Source organism: Thiolinea disciformis DSM 14473, assembly GCF_000371925.1.
Taxonomy (GTDB): Bacteria; Pseudomonadota; Gammaproteobacteria; order Thiotrichales; family Thiotrichaceae; genus Thiolinea; species Thiolinea disciformis.
This window is the reverse complement of sequence record NZ_AQVE01000024.1, coordinates 1-18495: the sequence shown is the minus strand read 5'-3', so window position 1 is coordinate 18495 and position 18495 is coordinate 1. Positions and strand designations below refer to the sequence as shown.

Here is an 18495-nt window from a genome sequence, read left to right as displayed (position 1 = left end):
ATTAAAGTCCAGCGTACAAGCGATTGGGGTTGAAGATACCTTTAGGATCAAAAGCTTGTTTTAATTGTCTGTGATAGCGCAACATCGCCTCAGATAAAGGCTGAAACGCAGCGTTATGGCGGCGTATGGAGGGCTGGGCACGAAACAAGGTGGTATGACCTCCGGCTTGGCTCACAGCATCGCGAATCGGTGTGGCCTCCGAATCGCTCAACAGCCAGCGTTGCGCGCCACCCCAATCGTATAAAGTTGTACCGGCTAAATCGAGTACAGGAGTATCTGCTGGCAGGGATAAACGCCATAGATTTTGGTCAGTCTGGAAAAAGCGTAGTTGTTGTTCGCGTAATTTATGCCAAAACAATTCACCATTTGCCAAAGGCTCGCCCCCTAAATAAGCGGCCGCTTGTTTGACCGAGCCTTCTGTGCCACTCAAGCGGATATAAGTTAAACCATCCACATAAGCGCTGGCACTAATCGGTAGCGGTAAACGCGCATGAGCATTGGCTTGTTGAATAGCACCAGCAGCATCCACGTTTTTTACCAGTGTCAGCTCCGCTTCGGGTTTGGGGAGGACATGTAAGGAAATGGTTAAAAGCGCTCCCAATGTCCCTAAAGCGCCAGCCATTAAGCGTGATACATCATAGCCCGCCACGTTCTTCATGACTTGGCCGCCGAAATTGAGTATTTCGCCTTTGCCATTTAAGATTTGGCAACCTAAGACAAAATCGCGGGCTGAGCCTAAATAGGGGCGAGCTGGCCCAGAGAAATTGCAAGCAATCGTGCCGCCTAGGGTTGCGGTTTCGCCAAAATGTGGTGGCTCAAACGCTAAGCATTGATTGTGTTCGGCCAGTAGAGTTTCGATTACACTGAGGCGTGTTCCAGCGCGTGCGGTAATCACTAATTCAGTAGGTTCATAATTAATAATGCCATGGTGCTCAGCGATGCTGAGTATTTCGCCCTGTGGCTCATTTCCATACCACGCTTTGCTATTGCCCCCTTGAATCGCTAAGGGTTTGCCCAGTTTATAAGCGGCTAACACCTGTTCTTGTAAGCGCTGACTGTGATCGTGTTCCATTAGAAGCGCTCCAATTCAGGATGCGATAATTGCCCGTGGTGGACGTGCATGGCACCAAACTCTGCGCAGCGATGCAAAGTAGGTACCGCTTTCTCAGGATTCAGTAAACCTTGGGGATCAAAGGCGGCTTTTACAGCATGAAACTGGGTGAGTTCCAGACTATTAAATTGCACACACATTTGATTGATCTTTTCCATGCCCACCCCATGCTCACCGGTAATCGTGCCGCCAACCTCGACGCATAATTCTAATATTTTGCCACCAAAGGCTTCCGCACGCTCCAATTCGCCGGTTTTATTAGCATCAAATAAAATGAGTGGGTGTAAATTACCATCACCCGCATGAAACACATTGGCAACCGCTAGGCCAAATTGCTCGGAAAGTTGATTAATAGCATGCAAGACTTTCGGCAAATGTTTGCGGGGAATCGTGCCATCCATACAATAATAGTCAGGCGAAATACGACCCACTGCAGGGAAGGCTGATTTGCGTCCTTTCCAAAAGGTAGCGCGCTCTTGCGCATCTTTGGCGGTGCGAACTTCAGTGGCCTCACTGTGCAGCAAAATATCATGGACTCGTGATAATTGTTCTGCGACTTCCGCATTCGTTCCATCTAGCTCGCACAGTAAAATAGCGGCTGCATCCGTTGGATAGCCCGCATGGGCAAATTCTTCAGCGGCCTTTATCGCAAAACCATCCATCATTTCTAAACCAGCCGGAATAATACCGTCGGAAATAATCGCGCCTACTGCCGCACCGGCTTTAATCACATCGTCGAAGGCGGCTAATAACACCTGCACACGCTCAGGTTTGGGCAGTAATTTCACCGTAACTTCGACGATGACACCGAGTAAGCCTTCTGAGCCGGTCAATAAGGCGAGGAGATCATAGCCAGCCGAGTCCAAGCTGTGTCCACCAATCGTCAGTAGCTCGCCGTCAATAGTGACAATTTTAATTTGCAGAATATTGTGTACGGTTAAACCATATTTTAAGCAATGCACACCGCCAGAGTTTTCGGCCACATTGCCGCCAATAGTGCAGGCAATTTGCGAAGAAGGATCGGGCGCATAATATAGGCCTAAATGATCAACCGCTTGGGTAATGGACAAATTGCGCACTCCAGGTTGTACCGTCGCGGTGCGACGTTCGGGGTTTATGTCCAGAATTTTATTGAATTTGGCTAAGCTCAACAGTACGCCTTGTTCATGTGGCAAGGCGCCGCCAGATAAGCCTGTGCCTGCACCACGTGCTACGACTGGTACGCGCTGAGCTTGGCAAATTTTTAAAATCGCCTGTACTTGCTCTACGGTTTCTGGCAACACCACCAACAAAGGCACGCTACGATAAGCACTCAAGCCATCACATTCATAGGGCTTTAATTGTTCAGGCTGATTCAGAATGAGCGGCTGGGGCTGAATATCTTGCAAAGCAGCCAGTAAAAGAGCGCGATTGGTGTTGAAACTAGACATTTCTAGGCAGACTCTCTTCCAAAATAGACTAGGAGTACTTTAACGTGGATTGGGTTTGGGGCAAAGCAAGAACATGAGGGTTTTAAAATCTAAATAGTCGCTATTGCTGTAAACCTAACTCCTACCGCTTATAAGCTTGCACTGTCTTTCCAGTCCTTCTCTAATTTTAATCAAGTTTATTCCTTGGCGGTTCAGGCGGAATTGAGTACCATGAACCCAAAATAGTGCAACGCACAAAAACACGCTAGGTAGGCTTATTTTATAACCATACTAACGAACAACCCTACTTGTTGATTTAGAAGAAGGATAAGGCTGTGTTTCACAGTATTTATATTGCAGGTGCCGAAGCACATAGCGGCAAATCAATTATTGTATTGGGCATGATGGAAATGCTCAAAGCGATGACGCCCAAAGTGGGCTTTTTTCGCCCCGTGGTGAAGCAAGAAGACGGTTCAGATCCCTTGATTCATCTCATCAGTAATCGCTATCAACTGCCATTCCAAGCTGACGAACTTTATGGTTGCACCTTGGAAACCACGCGCAAAATGATTGGTGAAGGTAAGATTGATGAATGGGTCAAATTGATTCTTGCCAAATATCGTCACATTCAGGAGCAATGCGATATTGTGGTGTGTGCCGGAACGGATTTTGCGGGTGCCAATACGGGTTTAGAAGTCGATCTGAATGCACGTCTAGCCAATCATTTTGGCTGTTTATATATGCCTGTGATTAAAGGACATGATCGTAGCGCCAGCGATATAGCTGACTCAGTACGAATGTTAGAAGATCATTTAGCCACGCATCAGCATTGTGAAATCCTTGCTGCTTTTATTAATCGCGTGCCTAATAATCAAACCGACAATCTCAAAGCCTTATTAGAGGGTTCGCCCTTTCCGTTCTATATTTTGCCAGAACGTCAGGCTCTGGGACGTACAACGATTGGCGAAATTGCGCGCGAACTTGATCTCAAAACTATCTATGGTACACGCCAATCCTTAACCCATGAAGTTGCCAGCTATAAAGTGGCAGCGATGCAAGTGCAAGATTTTCTTGAGCATTTAGAAAATTGCAGTTTAGTGATTACCCCTGGGGATCGTTCTGACATTATTTTAGGTTGTATTGCAGCAGAAAGTTCAGACACTTATCCGCGTATTGCAGGGATTATTTTGAGTGGTGATCAAGAACCCGCGCCACAAATTCAAAAATTATTGAAAGGCGTAAAACCCATGCGCCTGCCGATTCTGCATTCACCGCATGACACCTTTACCACCGCATTGAAAGTTAATAATGTGGAAGGTCGTATTTTACCTTCGGATGAACGCAAGATCGCGGTTGCGCTCGGCATGATGGAATCCTATGTCGACATGCAGCAATTGCGTGGTTTGATTGCCAGTGATCATGCCAAACGCGTCACACCCTTAATGTTTGAATATGAATTGATTCAACGCGCCAAGAAACAAATCAAGCATATTGTACTGCCCGAAGGTGAAGATGAACGTATTTTGCGCGCGGCAGAAATTTTATCGTTGCGCCAAGTGGTCAAGCTCAGCATCTTGGGTGAGGAAGAGAAAGTACGCTCCAAAGCCTCGCATCTCGGTTTAAAACTACGCGATATTCAAATTATCAATCCGCGCACCTCAGAGTTACGCAAGGAATTTGCCGAAGTGTATACCGAATTGCGCAGCCACAAGTGTATGACCTTAAAAGCAGCCTGCGACATTATGACCGACGTGAGTTACTTCGGCACGATGATGGTACATTTAGGTTATGCGGATGGCATGGTGTCGGGGGCGATCAACACCACCCAACACACCATCCGCCCCGCGTTTGAAATCATCAAAACCAAACCAAATTGCAATTTGGTGTCCAGCGTATTCTTCATGTGCTTGGAAGATAAAGTATTGGTGTATGGTGATTGTGCGGTGAATCCGAATCCGAACGCTGAGCAATTAGCAGATATTGCAGTAACTTCTTCTGACACGGCACGCATGTTTGGCGTTGAACCCCGTACCGCACTGCTATCTTATTCCAGCGGTAGTTCCGGCAAAGGTACAGATGTGGAAAAAGTGCGCGAAGCCACCAAACTGTCACAAAGCCGTCGTCCTGAACTAAAAATCGATGGACCTATTCAATACGATGCAGCGGTTGATCCTGAGGTGGGTCGTTCCAAAATGCCTAATAGTGCGGTTGCAGGACAAGCCACAGTATTAGTATTCCCTGATTTGAACACCGGCAATAATACTTATAAGGCAGTGCAACGTTCGGCGAATGCGGTTGCTGTAGGGCCGGTATTGCAAGGTTTGAATAAGCCGGTCAATGATTTAAGTCGCGGTTGTACCGTCGCCGACATCGTCAATACCGTGGTGATTACCGCGATTCAGGCACAGGAAGTGAAGGCATGAATTTGAATATCTTAGTGCTAAACGCGGGTAGTTCTTCGCTCAAATATCAAGTGTTTGATATGAATACCCAACAGGTATTAATGAAAGGTTTGATTGATCGAATTGGTGAAGCAGGTAGTGCTACGGTGCATCATCAAGCTGCCTTAGAACAAATTGTCGCGCATTTGGAACGCGCCCAATTACCGATTCGTGCGATTGGACATCGTGCCGTGCATGGAGGCGAGGCGTTTCACGATGCGGCATTGATTACGCCCGACATGATTGCAGTAATGCGAGAGATGATTCCGCTGGCACCACTGCACAATCCGGCTAATTTGGAAGGCATTGAAGTCGCACAACGGTTATTTCCGAATGTACCGCAAGTTGCGGTGTTTGATACTGCGTTTCATCAAACCATGCCACCAGTCGCGTATCGCTATGCCCTCCCTGCTTCGTTATACGAGCAACAGAAAGTCCGGCGTTATGGTTTTCATGGCACATCGCATCAATATGTCGCGCAACAAGCTGCTGAATACCTCGGTAAACCCCTACGCGATTTGAATCTCATCACCTTACATTTAGGTAATGGTTGTAGTGCAACCGCGATTCGACAAGGCAAAAGCGTGGACACTTCCATGGGTTTAACCCCTTTAGAAGGCTTAATAATGGGTACGCGTTGTGGTGATATTGATCCAGCGCTGCATTTTTTCTTGGCACGCCAATTGAAAATGTCGCTCACTGATTTGGAAACTATGCTGAATAAGCAAAGTGGTTTGAAAGGTATTTGCGGTGTAGGTGATATGCGCGAAGTGCAACGCTTGGCAGATCAGGACAATGTCGATGCGCAATTAGCCGAAGCGATGTTTACTTATCACGTCAAAAAATATATTGGCGCATATTATGCCGTACTAGGCGAAGTCGATGCGTTGATATTCACCGGTGGTATCGGTGAAAACTCAGCCCGTATTCGTGCTTTGAGCTGTGATAATCTAAAAGGCTTGGGTATTGAATTAGATCGCAGCAAAAATCCTGTATCCACTCAAGGTATTATTGAATGCCAAACCGTGACCAGCCGCGTGAAAATTCTAGTCGTGCCCACCAATGAAGAATTAGCGATTGCACGTCATACCTTGAGTTTTTTGAGCTAGTTGGGGGGCTTCTACTCCTTTTCAGTAGTTTTATCCATGCTGGCAAATTGTTAAGCTTGATAGAATGAATATTTGCTGCACTATAGTAGGAGTCGCGCATGTTAAAGATGAATTTTCGCAGTGCATTATTAAGTATCGTTATTGCTGCAAGCTTGATTTCGATTCCCACCGTGTGGTCTGCTAATGCTGAAGCGCCTAGTGCTGAACAGCAACGTCTAGTGATTCAGGTGAATAAAAAAGATACTGATTTGCAGGATCATGTGCTTTCTAATATTGTGAATTTACAAAAGCATTTTGGTGTCGATAATATCGAAATCGAAGTCGTAGCTTATGGCCCAGGTATTTGGTTTTTAAGTGCTGACAGTGCGTATAAACCACGCATCGAGAGTTTAATGCTGCAAAATGTTGTGTTTACAGCCTGTGGTAATACACTCGATACTGTTGAAGCCAAGGAGGGAAAGCGTCCGACTTTAATTGAGGGTGTTGGTGTGGCTCAGGCTGGTATTGCACGCATTATGGAGCGCCAAAACCAAGGCTGGAACTATTTAAGTCCCTAATGCCAGAAGAGTTCTGTGTAAATTGAAGGTGCAAGTTCTACTCATTAGAACTTGCAGCCACTATTTAGTGGTAACACGAAGCCAATTAGCGATGATGCTGTTGACTGAATATTTATGGCTCAATTGCTAAGCCCGATTCATCAAAAAGCCCATCAAACAAAGCAGTGCTGAGATAGCGTTCGCCGGAGTCTGGCAGTATAACAACAATAGTTTTTCCAACATTGTTTGGCTCGTGTGCCACACGTATTGCTGCTGCTACGGCTGCACCACAGGAAATACCCGCTAGAATGCCTTCTTCACGTGCTAAGCGCCGCGCGTAGTTAATGGCTTCTTCATTGCTGACTTGTTCAATACGATCAATAAGGGTTAAATCCACCACTTCTGGCACAAAGCCTGCGCCGATCCCTTGAATTTTATGAGGCGCTGGCTTAATCGCTTCGCCTTGGCGTTTTTGCGTGAGTACAGGACTTGCTGAAGGCTCTACGGCTACTGATTGAATCGTTTTGCCTTGGGTGTGCTTAAGATAGCGTGTCACACCGGTAATGGTGCCACCTGTGCCTACACCAGCGACAAAAATATCAATATTGCCCTCCGTATCGGCCCAAATTTCGGGGCCAGTCGTTTTTTCGTGAATGCGTGGATTGGCTGGATTTTTGAATTGCTGTAACAACACGTATTTATTCGGATCCGAGGCCGCAATTTCCTCCGCTTTTGCTACCGCACCATTCATACCTTTTGCGCCTTCGGTGAGTACTAATTTTGCACCATAAGCCGCTAACAATTTACGGCGCTCAATACTCATGGTTTCCGGCATGGTAAGGGTTAAAGGAATGCCTTTGGCTGCCGCTACATAAGCCAGCGCAATGCCAGTATTACCACTAGTGGGTTCGACTAATTCTTTGCCCGCCGTTAATAAGCCGCGTTCTTCCGCATCCCAGATCATCGCCGCACCGATCCGGCACTTCACTGAGTAAGCAGGGTTACGGCCTTCGATTTTGGCGAGTACAGTGGCTTTTGCCCCATCAGTAATGCGATTTAAGCGGACTAAAGGTGTCTTGCCAATCGACTGTGAGTTGTCGTTAAAAATCTGTGTCATAACTTATGATCTCCTAATTTCTTTGTTATTCTTCGGTAATATGCGTTAATGCTTCGCGTATAGTTTGCTCGTTTAAACGGGCAGAACATAATTCCATAAAGCGATAAGCATAGCCGCGTAAATAATGTCCGCGCCGCACCGCAATATAAGTGGTGTTTGGCTCAAACAAATGACTACAGTCTAGCAATGATATGGCAGTATCGCGCTCTGGATTAATGGCCACGGATGCAATAATGCCAATCCCTAGTCCTAAGCTAACATAGGTTTTAATCACATCTGAGTCGAGCGCGGACATGATAATATCCGGTGTTACGCCCACCCGCGAAAACGCCTCATCAATTTTCAGACGCCCCGTCATCCCATGGAAATAAGTAATCAGAGGATATTCGGCGATAGCTTCCAAGCTTAGGTCAGGTATTTTTTCTAAAGGATGGCCTTTCGGTACAATCAGGGCATGACTCCACACATAAAATGGAAAAGTTGCCAAATGTTGTTGTTGCATCAGTGATTCTGTCGCAATACCAATATCCACTTTACCTTCTTGAAGCATGGCCGCAATTTCATTGGGTTTGGCTTGATGAATCGCCAAATGTACTCGCGGATAAAGTTTTTTAAATGCCGTAATAATCGGGGGCAATTTATAGCAAGCTTGCGTGTGCGTGGTGGCAATATCCAATGAACCAGCTTCGGCGTTACTGAATTGATCCGCTAATTGTTTAATATTATTCGCATCGATTAACATGCGCTTTACGATTTCCAGCAGTTGTTGCCCCGGCTCGGTTAGACCCAGAAAGCGCTTGCCTCTACGAATAAAGATTTCAATGCCTAACTCATCCTCCAAGTCTTTAATGTGCTTACTCACCCCTGATTGTGAGGTAAAAAGCGCATTGGCAACTTCCGTTAAATTGTAGTTTTGGCGCACTGCCTCTTGAAGAATACGCAGTTGCTGGAAATTCATAATCGCTCCTTTAAGCGGCAAATACCTGCAAGCGTGTAGGTTGTACTTTTACCGCTTGCCCTTCATACAATTGTAACTGTTGAATTTCGTGTGTGGGTATATTGGCTTCATAATATTCCGGCTGGCTGCTGTGTTCATGGGTGCGCACTAATTCAATCCGAGCGGTCGGGCCAAAAGCCAGAATGCGCGCGATCTTGGCTTTAATGCCATGAGGGGCGAGTTGTTCGCAGCTGGGTACAACCCGCACTTCATGTGGGCGCGCAAAGGCAATCACTGAATCACCTTCAGCAATACCGGCGGGTAGGGTTTGATGGGGCAAATGCACACCATCACCGGCACTGTGTAAATGACCTTGTTGCCAAGTACCTTCAAAACGATTTACGGTACCAAGGAAATTATAAGCGAAAGGCGTAGCAGGCTGAGTAAAGACTTCCAGTGGGCTACCCATTTGTTCCACCTGCCCCTTATGCATGAGTACGATTTGATCGGCGACTTCCAAGGCTTCTTCTTGATCATGCGTTACAAAAATCGAGGTAATATGGAGTTCATCATGTAATTGGCGTAACCAGCGGCGCAAATCTTTACGCACTTGCGCATCCAAAGCGCCAAACGGCTCATCGAGTAATAAGACACGTGGATTAATAGCCAGCGCGCGCGCTAACGCAATACGTTGACGCTGACCGCCAGAAAGCTGTGCGGGGTAACGTTGTGCTAGGTTGGCTAATTGTACTAATTCCAATAGTTCATTCACGCGCTTAACAATGACACTTTCGCTGGAACGCTGATGGCGGGGTTTCATGCGTAAACCAAAAGCAATATTGTCAAAGACATTCATGTGCTGGAAGAGTGCGTAATGCTGGAACATGAAGCCGATTTGGCGCTCACGCACATGCAGCTTGGAAGCATTCACACCCTCTAGCCAAATTTCTCCACGATCTGCTTGTTCTAAGCCTGCAATAATGCGTAACAAGGTGGTTTTACCACAGCCAGACGGGCCCAGTAGTGCCACTAATTTACCCGTCGGGAACTCTAAACTAACATCATTCAGCGCGTTGAAATTAGAAAAACGCTTGTAGATGTTTTTTACTGTAATGCTCATGACAAATGACGCTCCGCATAAAGTTTTAAAGCTAAGGTAACCAGTGCTAATAGCGCTAATAAAGAAGCTACTGCAAAAGCAGCCGCAAATTGATACTCGTTATATAAAATCTCGACATGCAAGGGCAGGGTGGTGGTTTGGCCGCGTAGATGTCCAGACACTACCGATACTGCGCCGAACTCACCCATGGCACGTGCATTACAAAGAATAGCGCCATATAACAGACCCCATTTAATATTGGGTAACGTGACATGCCAGAATGTTTGCCAGCCTGTTGCACCGAGCGAAATGGCGGCTTCTTCGGCATCTGTCCCTTGTGCTTCCATCAGTGGAATCAGTTCGCGTGCTACAAATGGAAAGGTCACAAAGGTCGTCGCTAAAATGATACTGGGCACTGCGAAAATGACTTTTATGCCGTGATCCGCTAACCAGCTACCGAACCAACCGTGAATCCCAAACACTAAGACATACATTAAGCCAGCGACTACGGGGGATACTGAAAAAGGGAGATCGATTAACGTGATTAGTAATTGCTTACCACGAAAGTTAAATTTACTGATACACCACGCGGCAGCCACACCAAATACTATGTTCAAGGGTAGGGCAATAAAACTGGCGAGTAAGGTTAAACGAATGGCTGATAATGTATCAGGGTGGGTAATCGCCGCTACATAAACGCTAAAACCTTTACGCAAGGCTTCAGTGAAAACCGCGAATAAAGGCAGCAAGAGAAATAAGCCAAAAAAGCCTAGCGCCATGCTTAGAATCGTATATTTAACCCAGCGTGGTTCGCGGGTGGCAGGATTTTTCTCATAGCGTTCAGCGCTGTGATAAACCTTAATAGTGTCGGCAGCACTCATGCGGCTTTTCCTTCTTTCAAGCGACTACCTTGGCTACTCGCCCAGTGTTGTAATACGTTAATCACTAGGAGCAGTATGAACGAGACGACTAGCATAACCACGGCAATTGCCGTTGCACCCGCGACATCAAATTGCTCTAAGCGTGTAATAATCAAAAGGGGTGTAATTTCTGACACCATTGGAATATTGCCTGCAATGAAAACCACAGAGCCGTATTCGCCTACTGCCCGTGCAAAAGCCAGCGTAAAGCCGGTAATGATGGCAGGTAAGAGGGCTGGTAATACGACATAGCGGGAAGCTTGCCAGCGGTTGGCTCCGAGCGTAGTAGCAGCTTCCTCAAACTCAAGGCTTAATTCTTGTAAAACCGGCTGAATGGTGCGCACCACAAAGGGTAGACCAATGAAGGTTAAGGCCACCAAAATACCGAGGGGTGTGAAGGCGACTTTAATACCTAAGGGAGCTAATAGGCTGCCAATCCAACCATTTTTGGCGTATAAGGCAGATAGTGTAATGCCTGCTACTGCCGTGGGCAGGGCAAAAGGTAGATCGATTAAGGCATCGACTACGCGTTTACCCCAAAACTCATAGCGTACTAGCGACCAAGCGAGCAGCAGGCCGAATATCACATTAATGGCGGCTGCGGCCAAGGATGTGAGGAAGGTCACACGATACGATGAAACCACTTGTGGATCCGTGACGGTTTGCCAGAAATCCGCAAAGCTGAGCGATGTGGCCTTAATGAATACCGCAGCTAAAGGAATCAATACGATCAGTGACAGATAAACCAAGGTATAGCCCAGCGTTAAACCGAAGCCGGGCAATACACGGAAGGTCTTAGCAGTTGCCATAAGCACTCTAATCCTGCTTTAGGGTAGTTGTTTAATTTGGTCGAAAGTACCCTTATCAGCAAAATGCGTGTTTTGTGCTTTTTCCCAACTCCCAAACACTTCTTGTAAGGTGAACAGTTGTAAATTTGGGAATTGATCTTTGTATTTAGCTAAGGCTTTTTCATCCCGTGGACGGAAGAAGTGTTTGCCAATAATATCCTGTGCTTCAGGGGTATAGAGGTATTCCAAATACGCTTTGGCAACAGCTTCTGTACCGTGTTGTTTGGCATATTTTTCCACGACCGCAACAGGCGGTTCCGCCAAAATCGATAGTGAGGGGGTAATGATTTCGTAATGGTCTGCGCCAAATTCTTTGAGGGCTAAGAAAGCTTCATTTTCCCAAGTAATTAAAACATCGCCTACTTCGCGTTGGGTGAAGGTGGTGGTCGAACCGCGCGCCCCCGTATCCAGTACTTTGACATTAGCAAAGATGTTTTTTACAAATGCTTTGGCTTTTGCTTCATTGCCTCCGGGTTGTTTGAGCGCATAACCCCAAGCGGCTAAGTAGTTCCATCGTGCGCCACCTGAGGTTTTGGGATTAGGTGTTACTACTTCTACATCAGCTTTGGCTAAATCAGGCCAATCTTTAATGCCTTTAGGGTTGCCTTTGCGCACTAGAAAGACGATGGTGGAGGTATAGGGTGTTGAATTATGCGGTAAGAGGCTTTGCCAATTTTTCGGTAATAAATCCCCTTTACTGGCTAATGAGTCAATGTCATAACCTAACGCTAATGTGGCGACATCACCATCCAAACCATCTAACAAAGCACGCGCTTGTTTACCCGAGCCTCCATGTGACTGCTCGACAGTAACATTATCACCGGTTTTACCTTGCCAGTATTTGTTAAACAATGGGTTATATTCAGCATAAAGTTCACGCGTTGGATCATAAGACACATTGCGTAATTGAATATCAGCGGCATGAGCGAAACCCGTTAGGCTAGTTACGCCCAACAAGAAAGCAAGGGCTAAAGTCTTTTTACCTGAATGGAAGTCATTGATTTTAAAATTCATAGCGCGTCCTTGGGAGTTTTGGTTGTTAGGTATGGACGCATCATACGAAAGTCTCTTATGCAAACTAACCAAGAAAAAACGGAATGTTTATGCTTTATTTGGATAAGAAGGACTAGTTTTTTTAGCTGAGTGCTGGTACGGATGCACAAACGCCTTATGTCTTCACGACATCCTGAGCAGCTCTTAAACCACTTAAGTATGCGCCATGCGCTGTCCCAAAGTAGTCTCTATTAGTCGCTTCGCCAGCGAAAAATAATTGATTATTCAACGGTTGTGCTAAGGTGTTGCGCATATCAGGCGTTGATCCCAACGCTTGGTAGGAATACGAGCCACGAGCGAAAGGATCCGATGCCCAGCGTGTAATTTGATAAGCGGTAGGCTGCGGTATGGTAGTCCCAAAAATGGTCTGTAAGGTTTTCATGGCGCTGGCTACGATTTGCGTATCTGACCAAGCTTCGATCTCAAGCCCACGATCAGCGGCATTAAAGCCTAGTAATATGGGTAGTTGAGCGGCTCGTTGGAAGCTTACCCATTCTGTCCATTCACCGTGTTGCTCTGGAATATATTCCAACCAATCCGCACTACTAGGCCAAAATGCGTAGGGGAAGCGTAGATAACATTTATTCAAAACACCCATCCCTAACTTCTGAATGGCATTATTCTTATTAGCGGGTAGGGCAGGGATGAAACTGACGGCATTATTTTGTAATACACCCAGCGGCAGGGTTACCACTACTTTATCGGCTGTGAATTCAGACTGCTGGGTTACGACTTTGATCGTCGCTGAACCCCAGTGAATTTCTTTGACGACTTGAGACAGTTCAACCCGCATACCACTCGCAAGGTAGTTGGTAATGGTTTCAAAGCCCTGACTGAACAAAACGTCATCGCCGTCAAACTCCTTGGCATTATCATACCAATGAGCCGACAGCTGAGTAGCACTACCCGAATATTCCTGTTCGATCTTGCCACTCAATACGAAATTGAGCAGGCGTATGGCTTCGGGATTGCCCCCAAATTTCTGAAAAAGAGCCTCCACCGCCTGTCGAACAGAGCGATCTGAAGATTGATCTTGAGCAGTACTCAGTGCCTTAAACACACTGTCGTCCAACTCGGTGAGTAGCGCTATGTCAGTAGTGGATAAAGGTTTGCCGTTGGTATGATAAGTAATGGTATTGTCATAAGAGGTGACAAGGCGTTGTGCACTTAATTCATTGGCTAAGTCAGTAATCGGGTTACCCTGAGTGCCATGTATCCACGTCGCGCCTAAATCCAGTGGTACATTTGCCCATTGGTGGCTTGTCCAGATACGTCCACCAAGCCGATCACGGGCCTCTAATACCAGCACATCGTAACCATTACGTATTAATTCTCGTGCAGTTGCTAAACCTGCAAGTCCAGCCCCAATTACTAGCACACGCTTATTATTCGGGCTGGTATTGCTGGTACTACTGTCACTGTCAGTGCAAGCGGCTGTGGTCGCGCCAAGCATCACCAGACCCAGCCATTGGAAAAAATTACGTCTATGCATCGTGTAAACTACCCTGTGACTAAGCGCTATTGCGTTATTGAATCCGATGACTACTATAAATTAGCCCGATCTTTGAGGCGATAGAAAAATATACGCTTAGCAAAGCGGTGCGGGTTCATGGCGTTGCTGCTCAGGCAAATCAATAGTAGTGGCTTTACTGTTGTGATGAATTTAGATGGGTTTGATTTGGCTTAAGCTTGAATGATGGAACGGAAGAAAGATGCTCAGTATTATCTTTTTTGTGGCTGCCAAGCACTGAGTATGTGGCGTTAGTCACGTAGATGGGGTGATTGTTTTATTCTTTGAGCCTTGCCGTGTTAGTTATGTTCTTAAAACAGGCTTTAAATGCTTTAGGCGTATTTACCAGAGTCTATGGGCATCAAACGGAATGCCGCTAGGCCTAGGGATTGACGAATGTCATTCACTTCGCTAAAGGCTTCTCGGTGTTCTTCTGCAAGGCAGAACTGATAACCACCATCGCCTTCAAGGGGTTCTAAGTGATCATTTTGCCCAAGCATAATAGCATCAGGAATTTCCTGAAAAGCACGACACTCTTGCTCAGGTGCATTAAGAATATGTTTGCAAAAAGCGCAAACGGGTGGGAGTAAACAGCTCATTATCATGCTCCTTAAAAAGTAATAGTTGTGCCTTCTGTGGCAAAATCGAGAATGCTCACCAAACCACGTAATTCGATTTCAGAACGACGAATATTTTTACTTCCATTGCTTAACGGTGCACTGCATACCTGATCACAGGCTGAGCATAAATAAATTTTCCCACCCAGTTCTAAATAAGTTTCCAGTAGCTCGATTAAACTTGGAAAGCCGGTTTGATGAACTTGTTCCGCGTGGCCTTGATAAGCCCAATGGCTGCCATCTCCCACTAAAAAGAGATGGGTCTGCATATCAATGGCTAATGCGGAACAGGCTGTGGATAGTGCCAAAGTGGCACGTTTGCCTTGATCTTCGGAACCAGTTGTTAATACGATGACATAAGCTCTTTTAGGTTGATAATTTGGATAAAGTGAAACAGGGGGGCGGGTATTTACAGATTGTAAGAATGCGTTTGGCATAAGAATTGCCCTTAACCTTATTAGTAGAAAATGTGGTTTGTTTTGGTATTGTTATTGCTTAGGAGTATAGGCTAGATGTTCAGGGTTTAGTGATCATACTTAAGTATGATTGCTGATTAGTGGCTATGGTATAAGGTAGAGTTATTGAGTGCTTCTATAGTAGCTAAATATGCCTGACACACTTGATAAAGTTGTACATTTGGAACAATTAAAAATCCTTTATCGCAATTTAAATGTTAACTTGCCAGGTAGTCTGTTTGTTTTGAGTGCAGTTTTGTGGGCAAGTTGGGAACTCTACGGGGTCAAGTTATTGTGGCTATTAGCTGCGATGCTAGTTTTGTCTGCATTACGTTTAGCAGATCGGCATGTTTTTCAAAAAGCTCTTGCACAAGGGCGAGCTGATCCTGATTTTTGGGAAAAGCGGGCTGTTTCAGGTGCTTTATTGGTTGGTATTTTTTGGGGCATTACTTTTCCTATTGTATTTACGCCAGAACGCCATGATTTAGTATTATTTGTAATTTGTTTTTATGCAGGTTTGATTTCCGCAGGCAGTGCGGCACATGCTCCACGTATCTCCTCCTTTCTCGCCTTTGTATTGCCTACTTCGATACCATTGATTTATCAAGTTTTTTATGCAGGTGGTAGGCTGTATATTGCCATGGGTTTTGCCTTCATGGTCTTTGTGATTGCAAGCCTTGTGGTGGCTAATACCTATAGCCGTATTATTCGTGATTCTATTCGTTTGCGTTTTGAAAATAATGCGCTGATCTCAAGTTTAACAACGGAAAAAGCGCGTGCTGAACAGAACCAGTTAGTTGCTGAACAAGCGGTGATTACTAAAGATCGTTTTCTAGCAGCAGCCAGTCATGATTTGCGCCAACCTTTACATGCCCAAGGCTTATATCTAGATGCTTTAGAGCCTCATGTGCAAACAGATGGCGTAAGGTATTTACAGGCTTTATATCGTACTAATCATTCATTAACTGAGCTATTTAATAGTCTATTGGATGTGTCTCGCTTAAATGCAGGCATTGTTGAAGTACAGCTTAGCCACTTTAACTTAGCTAGTATTGTCTCTATTATTTTTGAAGAGTATGAGTCACAGGCCAAGGAAAAAAATTTGGTCCTGAGTACCTATTGTCAGCCCTATATTGTGTTTAGTGACCCTTTATTGTTGCAAAGAATTATAAGCAACTTAATCTCAAATGCATTGCGCTATACCCAGCAGGGACAGGTAAGTGTTTCATGTCAATTAGTCGGGCAAAAAGTTGAGTTAGTGATTGAAGATACAGGTATCGGTATTCCTCAGTCAGAACAAGAGCATATTTTTGATGAGTATTATCAATTAGATAATCCTGAGCGGGATCGCAGTAAGGGCTTAGGATTAGGGTTGGCGATTGTTAAAAAGCTATGTTTATTGTTGGATATACCACTGACTTGTATTTCCCAAGTTGGGCAAGGTTCCCGCTTTACCGTCCAACTGCCATTAGGTGATGGGCAATTGGTTGAGCAACGTAAAACGTTATTACCTTTATCACCATTGCAAAACATAAGTGTCTTAGTAATTGATGATAATCAGGAAATTCTAAACAGTATGCAGGCATTGCTGAGTACTTGGGGTTGTCAAAGTTGGGGAGCTGAATCTGCTGAGCAAGGTATTGAATTACTCAACCAAGCACAAGTTATACCAGATTTGATGGTTGCTGATTATCGGCTAAGGGAAAATGCCACTGGTGCGGCTGCTATTCAGCAGGTACGTGCCTACTACCAGATGGATTTACCTGCATTACTTATCACTGGCGATACCAGCGAAGAGCGTTTGCGTGAGGCTAATGCTAGTGGTTTGTATTTATTGCACAAACCTGTAGCGCCAGCACGTTTGCGGGTCGCGATGAGTGTTTTATTACCCCATAGTCAGTGAGAGCCTATCGCCTTATATTGGTTTGTTTTTGGTTATACACAAAGGTCAATGCACTGCTAAAATAAAAAAATGCAATAAAATCAGTAATCAGTGATGCCTGTGCAAAGCTCCTTGATTATTGAAAGCATGATAGAGAGAGGCAAATGGTTGAAACTTACGTTTGCTGCAAGTACTAAATGGGAACTAGCCTTCAGCGAGGTCAAGCATATATGTATATTTTAGTGGTCGATGATCATCCTCTATTTGCTGAAGCATTGCGCCAAGTCTTATTGAGATTAGGTAATCATACAATTGTACATATTGCTGAAAATGCAGATAAGGCATTTCAACTAATCGAACAGCATAAATTGTATGATTTAATTCTAGTAGATGTTAATCTACCTGGATTAGATGGTTTTGGTTTGATTAGAAAGCTTAGTAAAAACTTCAATACTACCCCGATTATTATTATTTCTGCTGATCATAATATTAAAATAGCACAGCAAGTTAATAAACAAGGAGTTATGGGTTATATTCACAAATCTTTGCAAGCCAAGGAAATTATATCTATTGTGCGCCTTGTTTTGGGGGGGTGTTTATTTCCCATTAGAGATAGATAGTTCTACTCCTGTTAAAGATAATTATTGTTTAAAGTTTGGCCTAAGTGATCGTCAAATTGAGGTGTTGCGTTTAATAGAAGATGGCCTATCGAATAAAGAAATTGCTAATAAACTAGGCATTACAGAGTCTACGGTTAAATCACATGCCTCCAAGCTCATGGAATCTCTAGCAGTTAATAATCGTACCAGTTGCGTTATTGAGGGGCGACGGCTCGGTTTAATCTAAGGTACTTATGCTAAAAATATAGTTTCATGCTTAAAAATGGAAATTGTATTTTTAAGTGGCTTAGGTGTTTCAGTGTTTAAATAATAAAATAATCTATCAGTAATGCCATCATACTTAAGTACGATTAACAATGCTCTCTACTTGTACTAAAGTTTCTTATAAGCCTTTGATCAATCCTGATATTTAATGGGCTATTTGGAGCTTGGTTATGAAAAACTATTTTCCTGTGCTTTTATTATCCTTGCCTGTTTTATTGGCGAGCAACTTAATATTTGCTAGTGAACAGGATGGCGTGCAGTGTCCTGCGGGATATTCAGCCGATATTAGTAATAACAATGAAAGGTCGTGATTTAAGGGAGTTGAAAACGCTTTGATGGAGCTTTATCGTTAAAGGCATTTGATCTGAGGAAGAGGTGTGTATGGCCACCGTACCAGTCGACTGCCGCTACTGTCAAAGTGCATCGATTTACAAACACGGCTATGCGCGTAGTGGTGAACCGCGTTACCGCTGCCGTGATTGCCAACGTAGTTTTCAACTTTACTATCATAATGTGGGCAACCGCGACGGTATTCCCGAAAAAATTGTTGAGATGGCGATCAATGGT

At 44.9% G+C, this 18495-nt stretch carries 19 protein-coding genes; 8 read left to right on the top strand and 11 right to left on the bottom strand.

Annotation, left to right across the window (positions count from 1 at the left end; translation table 11 throughout):
- Window position 1 precedes the first annotated feature (1 nt).
- Window positions 2-1072 carry a glycolate oxidase subunit GlcE gene (gene glcE / locus A3IE_RS0115550; protein WP_020396549.1) on the bottom strand — a complete coding sequence of 357 codons (1071 nt, stop codon included), beginning with the start codon at window positions 1070-1072 and terminating at the stop codon, window positions 2-4.
- Entirely contained in the window at window positions 1072-2541 is a 1470-nt protein-coding gene (glcD, locus tag A3IE_RS0115545; RefSeq protein ID WP_020396548.1) for a glycolate oxidase subunit GlcD, read from the bottom strand. The genes glcE and glcD overlap by 1 nt, the downstream gene beginning before the upstream one ends.
- A gap of 314 nt (window positions 2542-2855) precedes the next feature.
- Here glcD and pta point away from each other — a divergent pair, with 314 nt between their 5' ends.
- From pta to A3IE_RS0115530, 3 genes are all read left to right on the top strand, one after another.
- Complete coding sequence (pta, locus tag A3IE_RS0115540) at window positions 2856-4943, top strand: phosphate acetyltransferase (RefSeq protein WP_020396547.1); 2088 nt, start codon at window positions 2856-2858, stop codon at window positions 4941-4943.
- Window positions 4940-6070, top strand: coding sequence for an acetate/propionate family kinase (locus tag A3IE_RS0115535; RefSeq protein ID WP_020396546.1), 1131 nt, complete (start codon window positions 4940-4942; stop codon window positions 6068-6070). Before pta ends, A3IE_RS0115535 begins: the two co-directional genes overlap by 4 nt.
- Before the next feature lie 98 nt (window positions 6071-6168).
- Window positions 6169-6627 carry a DsrE family protein gene (locus A3IE_RS0115530; protein ID WP_020396545.1) on the top strand — a complete coding sequence of 153 codons (459 nt, stop codon included), beginning with the start codon at window positions 6169-6171 and terminating at the stop codon, window positions 6625-6627.
- A 112-nt stretch (window positions 6628-6739) separates the two neighbouring features.
- Here A3IE_RS0115530 and cysK read toward each other — a convergent pair whose 3' ends face one another.
- The 9 genes from cysK to A3IE_RS22230 form a co-directional block, all read right to left on the bottom strand.
- Window positions 6740-7723 (bottom strand): cysteine synthase A, encoded by a 984-nt coding sequence (gene cysK / locus A3IE_RS0115525; protein WP_020396544.1) that lies wholly within the window; start codon window positions 7721-7723, stop codon window positions 6740-6742.
- A gap of 25 nt (window positions 7724-7748) precedes the next feature.
- A complete protein-coding gene (locus A3IE_RS0115520) occupies window positions 7749-8681 on the bottom strand; it encodes a CysB family HTH-type transcriptional regulator (RefSeq protein ID WP_020396543.1) in 933 nt (310 codons plus the stop codon).
- Window positions 8682-8691: 10 nt separating this feature from the next.
- Window positions 8692-9780: a sulfate/molybdate ABC transporter ATP-binding protein gene (locus tag A3IE_RS0115515; protein ID WP_020396542.1), complete on the bottom strand. Its 1089-nt coding sequence runs from the start codon at window positions 9778-9780 to the stop codon at window positions 8692-8694.
- Window positions 9777-10640, bottom strand: a complete 864-nt coding sequence (gene cysW, locus A3IE_RS0115510; RefSeq protein WP_020396541.1) for a sulfate ABC transporter permease subunit CysW — start codon at window positions 10638-10640, stop codon at window positions 9777-9779. Before cysW ends, A3IE_RS0115515 begins: the two co-directional genes overlap by 4 nt.
- A complete protein-coding gene (gene cysT / locus A3IE_RS0115505) occupies window positions 10637-11488 on the bottom strand; it encodes a sulfate ABC transporter permease subunit CysT (protein WP_020396540.1) in 852 nt (283 codons plus the stop codon). The genes cysW and cysT overlap by 4 nt, the downstream gene beginning before the upstream one ends.
- Window positions 11489-11506: 18 nt before the next feature.
- On the bottom strand, window positions 11507-12541 hold the full coding sequence (locus tag A3IE_RS0115500) for a sulfate ABC transporter substrate-binding protein (protein ID WP_020396539.1): 1035 nt from the start codon (window positions 12539-12541) through the stop codon (window positions 11507-11509).
- 154 nt (window positions 12542-12695) lie between these two features.
- Complete coding sequence (locus tag A3IE_RS0115495) at window positions 12696-14072, bottom strand: flavin monoamine oxidase family protein (protein WP_020396538.1); 1377 nt, start codon at window positions 14070-14072, stop codon at window positions 12696-12698.
- A 350-nt stretch (window positions 14073-14422) separates the two neighbouring features.
- Complete coding sequence (locus A3IE_RS0115490; protein ID WP_020396537.1) at window positions 14423-14689, bottom strand: hypothetical protein; 267 nt, start codon at window positions 14687-14689, stop codon at window positions 14423-14425.
- An 11-nt stretch (window positions 14690-14700) separates the two neighbouring features.
- Window positions 14701-15144, bottom strand: coding sequence for a DsrE family protein (locus tag A3IE_RS22230; RefSeq protein ID WP_020396536.1), 444 nt, complete (start codon window positions 15142-15144; stop codon window positions 14701-14703).
- A gap of 169 nt (window positions 15145-15313) precedes the next feature.
- On the opposite strand from A3IE_RS22230, the gene A3IE_RS20950 reads away from it, so the two are divergent.
- From A3IE_RS20950 to A3IE_RS0115465, 5 genes are all read left to right on the top strand, one after another.
- Window positions 15314-17065, top strand: a complete 1752-nt coding sequence (locus A3IE_RS20950; protein ID WP_020396535.1) for an ATP-binding response regulator — start codon at window positions 15314-15316, stop codon at window positions 17063-17065.
- A gap of 209 nt (window positions 17066-17274) precedes the next feature.
- A complete protein-coding gene (locus A3IE_RS23210; protein WP_020396534.1) occupies window positions 17275-17664 on the top strand; it encodes a response regulator in 390 nt (129 codons plus the stop codon).
- Between the two features lie 61 nt (window positions 17665-17725).
- On the top strand, window positions 17726-17890 hold the full coding sequence (locus tag A3IE_RS23205; protein ID WP_245539205.1) for a LuxR C-terminal-related transcriptional regulator: 165 nt from the start codon (window positions 17726-17728) through the stop codon (window positions 17888-17890).
- 208 nt (window positions 17891-18098) lie between these two features.
- Complete coding sequence (locus A3IE_RS22905; RefSeq protein ID WP_020396533.1) at window positions 18099-18239, top strand: hypothetical protein; 141 nt, start codon at window positions 18099-18101, stop codon at window positions 18237-18239.
- A gap of 70 nt (window positions 18240-18309) precedes the next feature.
- Window positions 18310-18495: IS1/IS1595 family N-terminal zinc-binding domain-containing protein (locus A3IE_RS0115465; RefSeq protein ID WP_020396532.1), on the top strand; the 186-nt coding region annotated here is incomplete at its 3' end.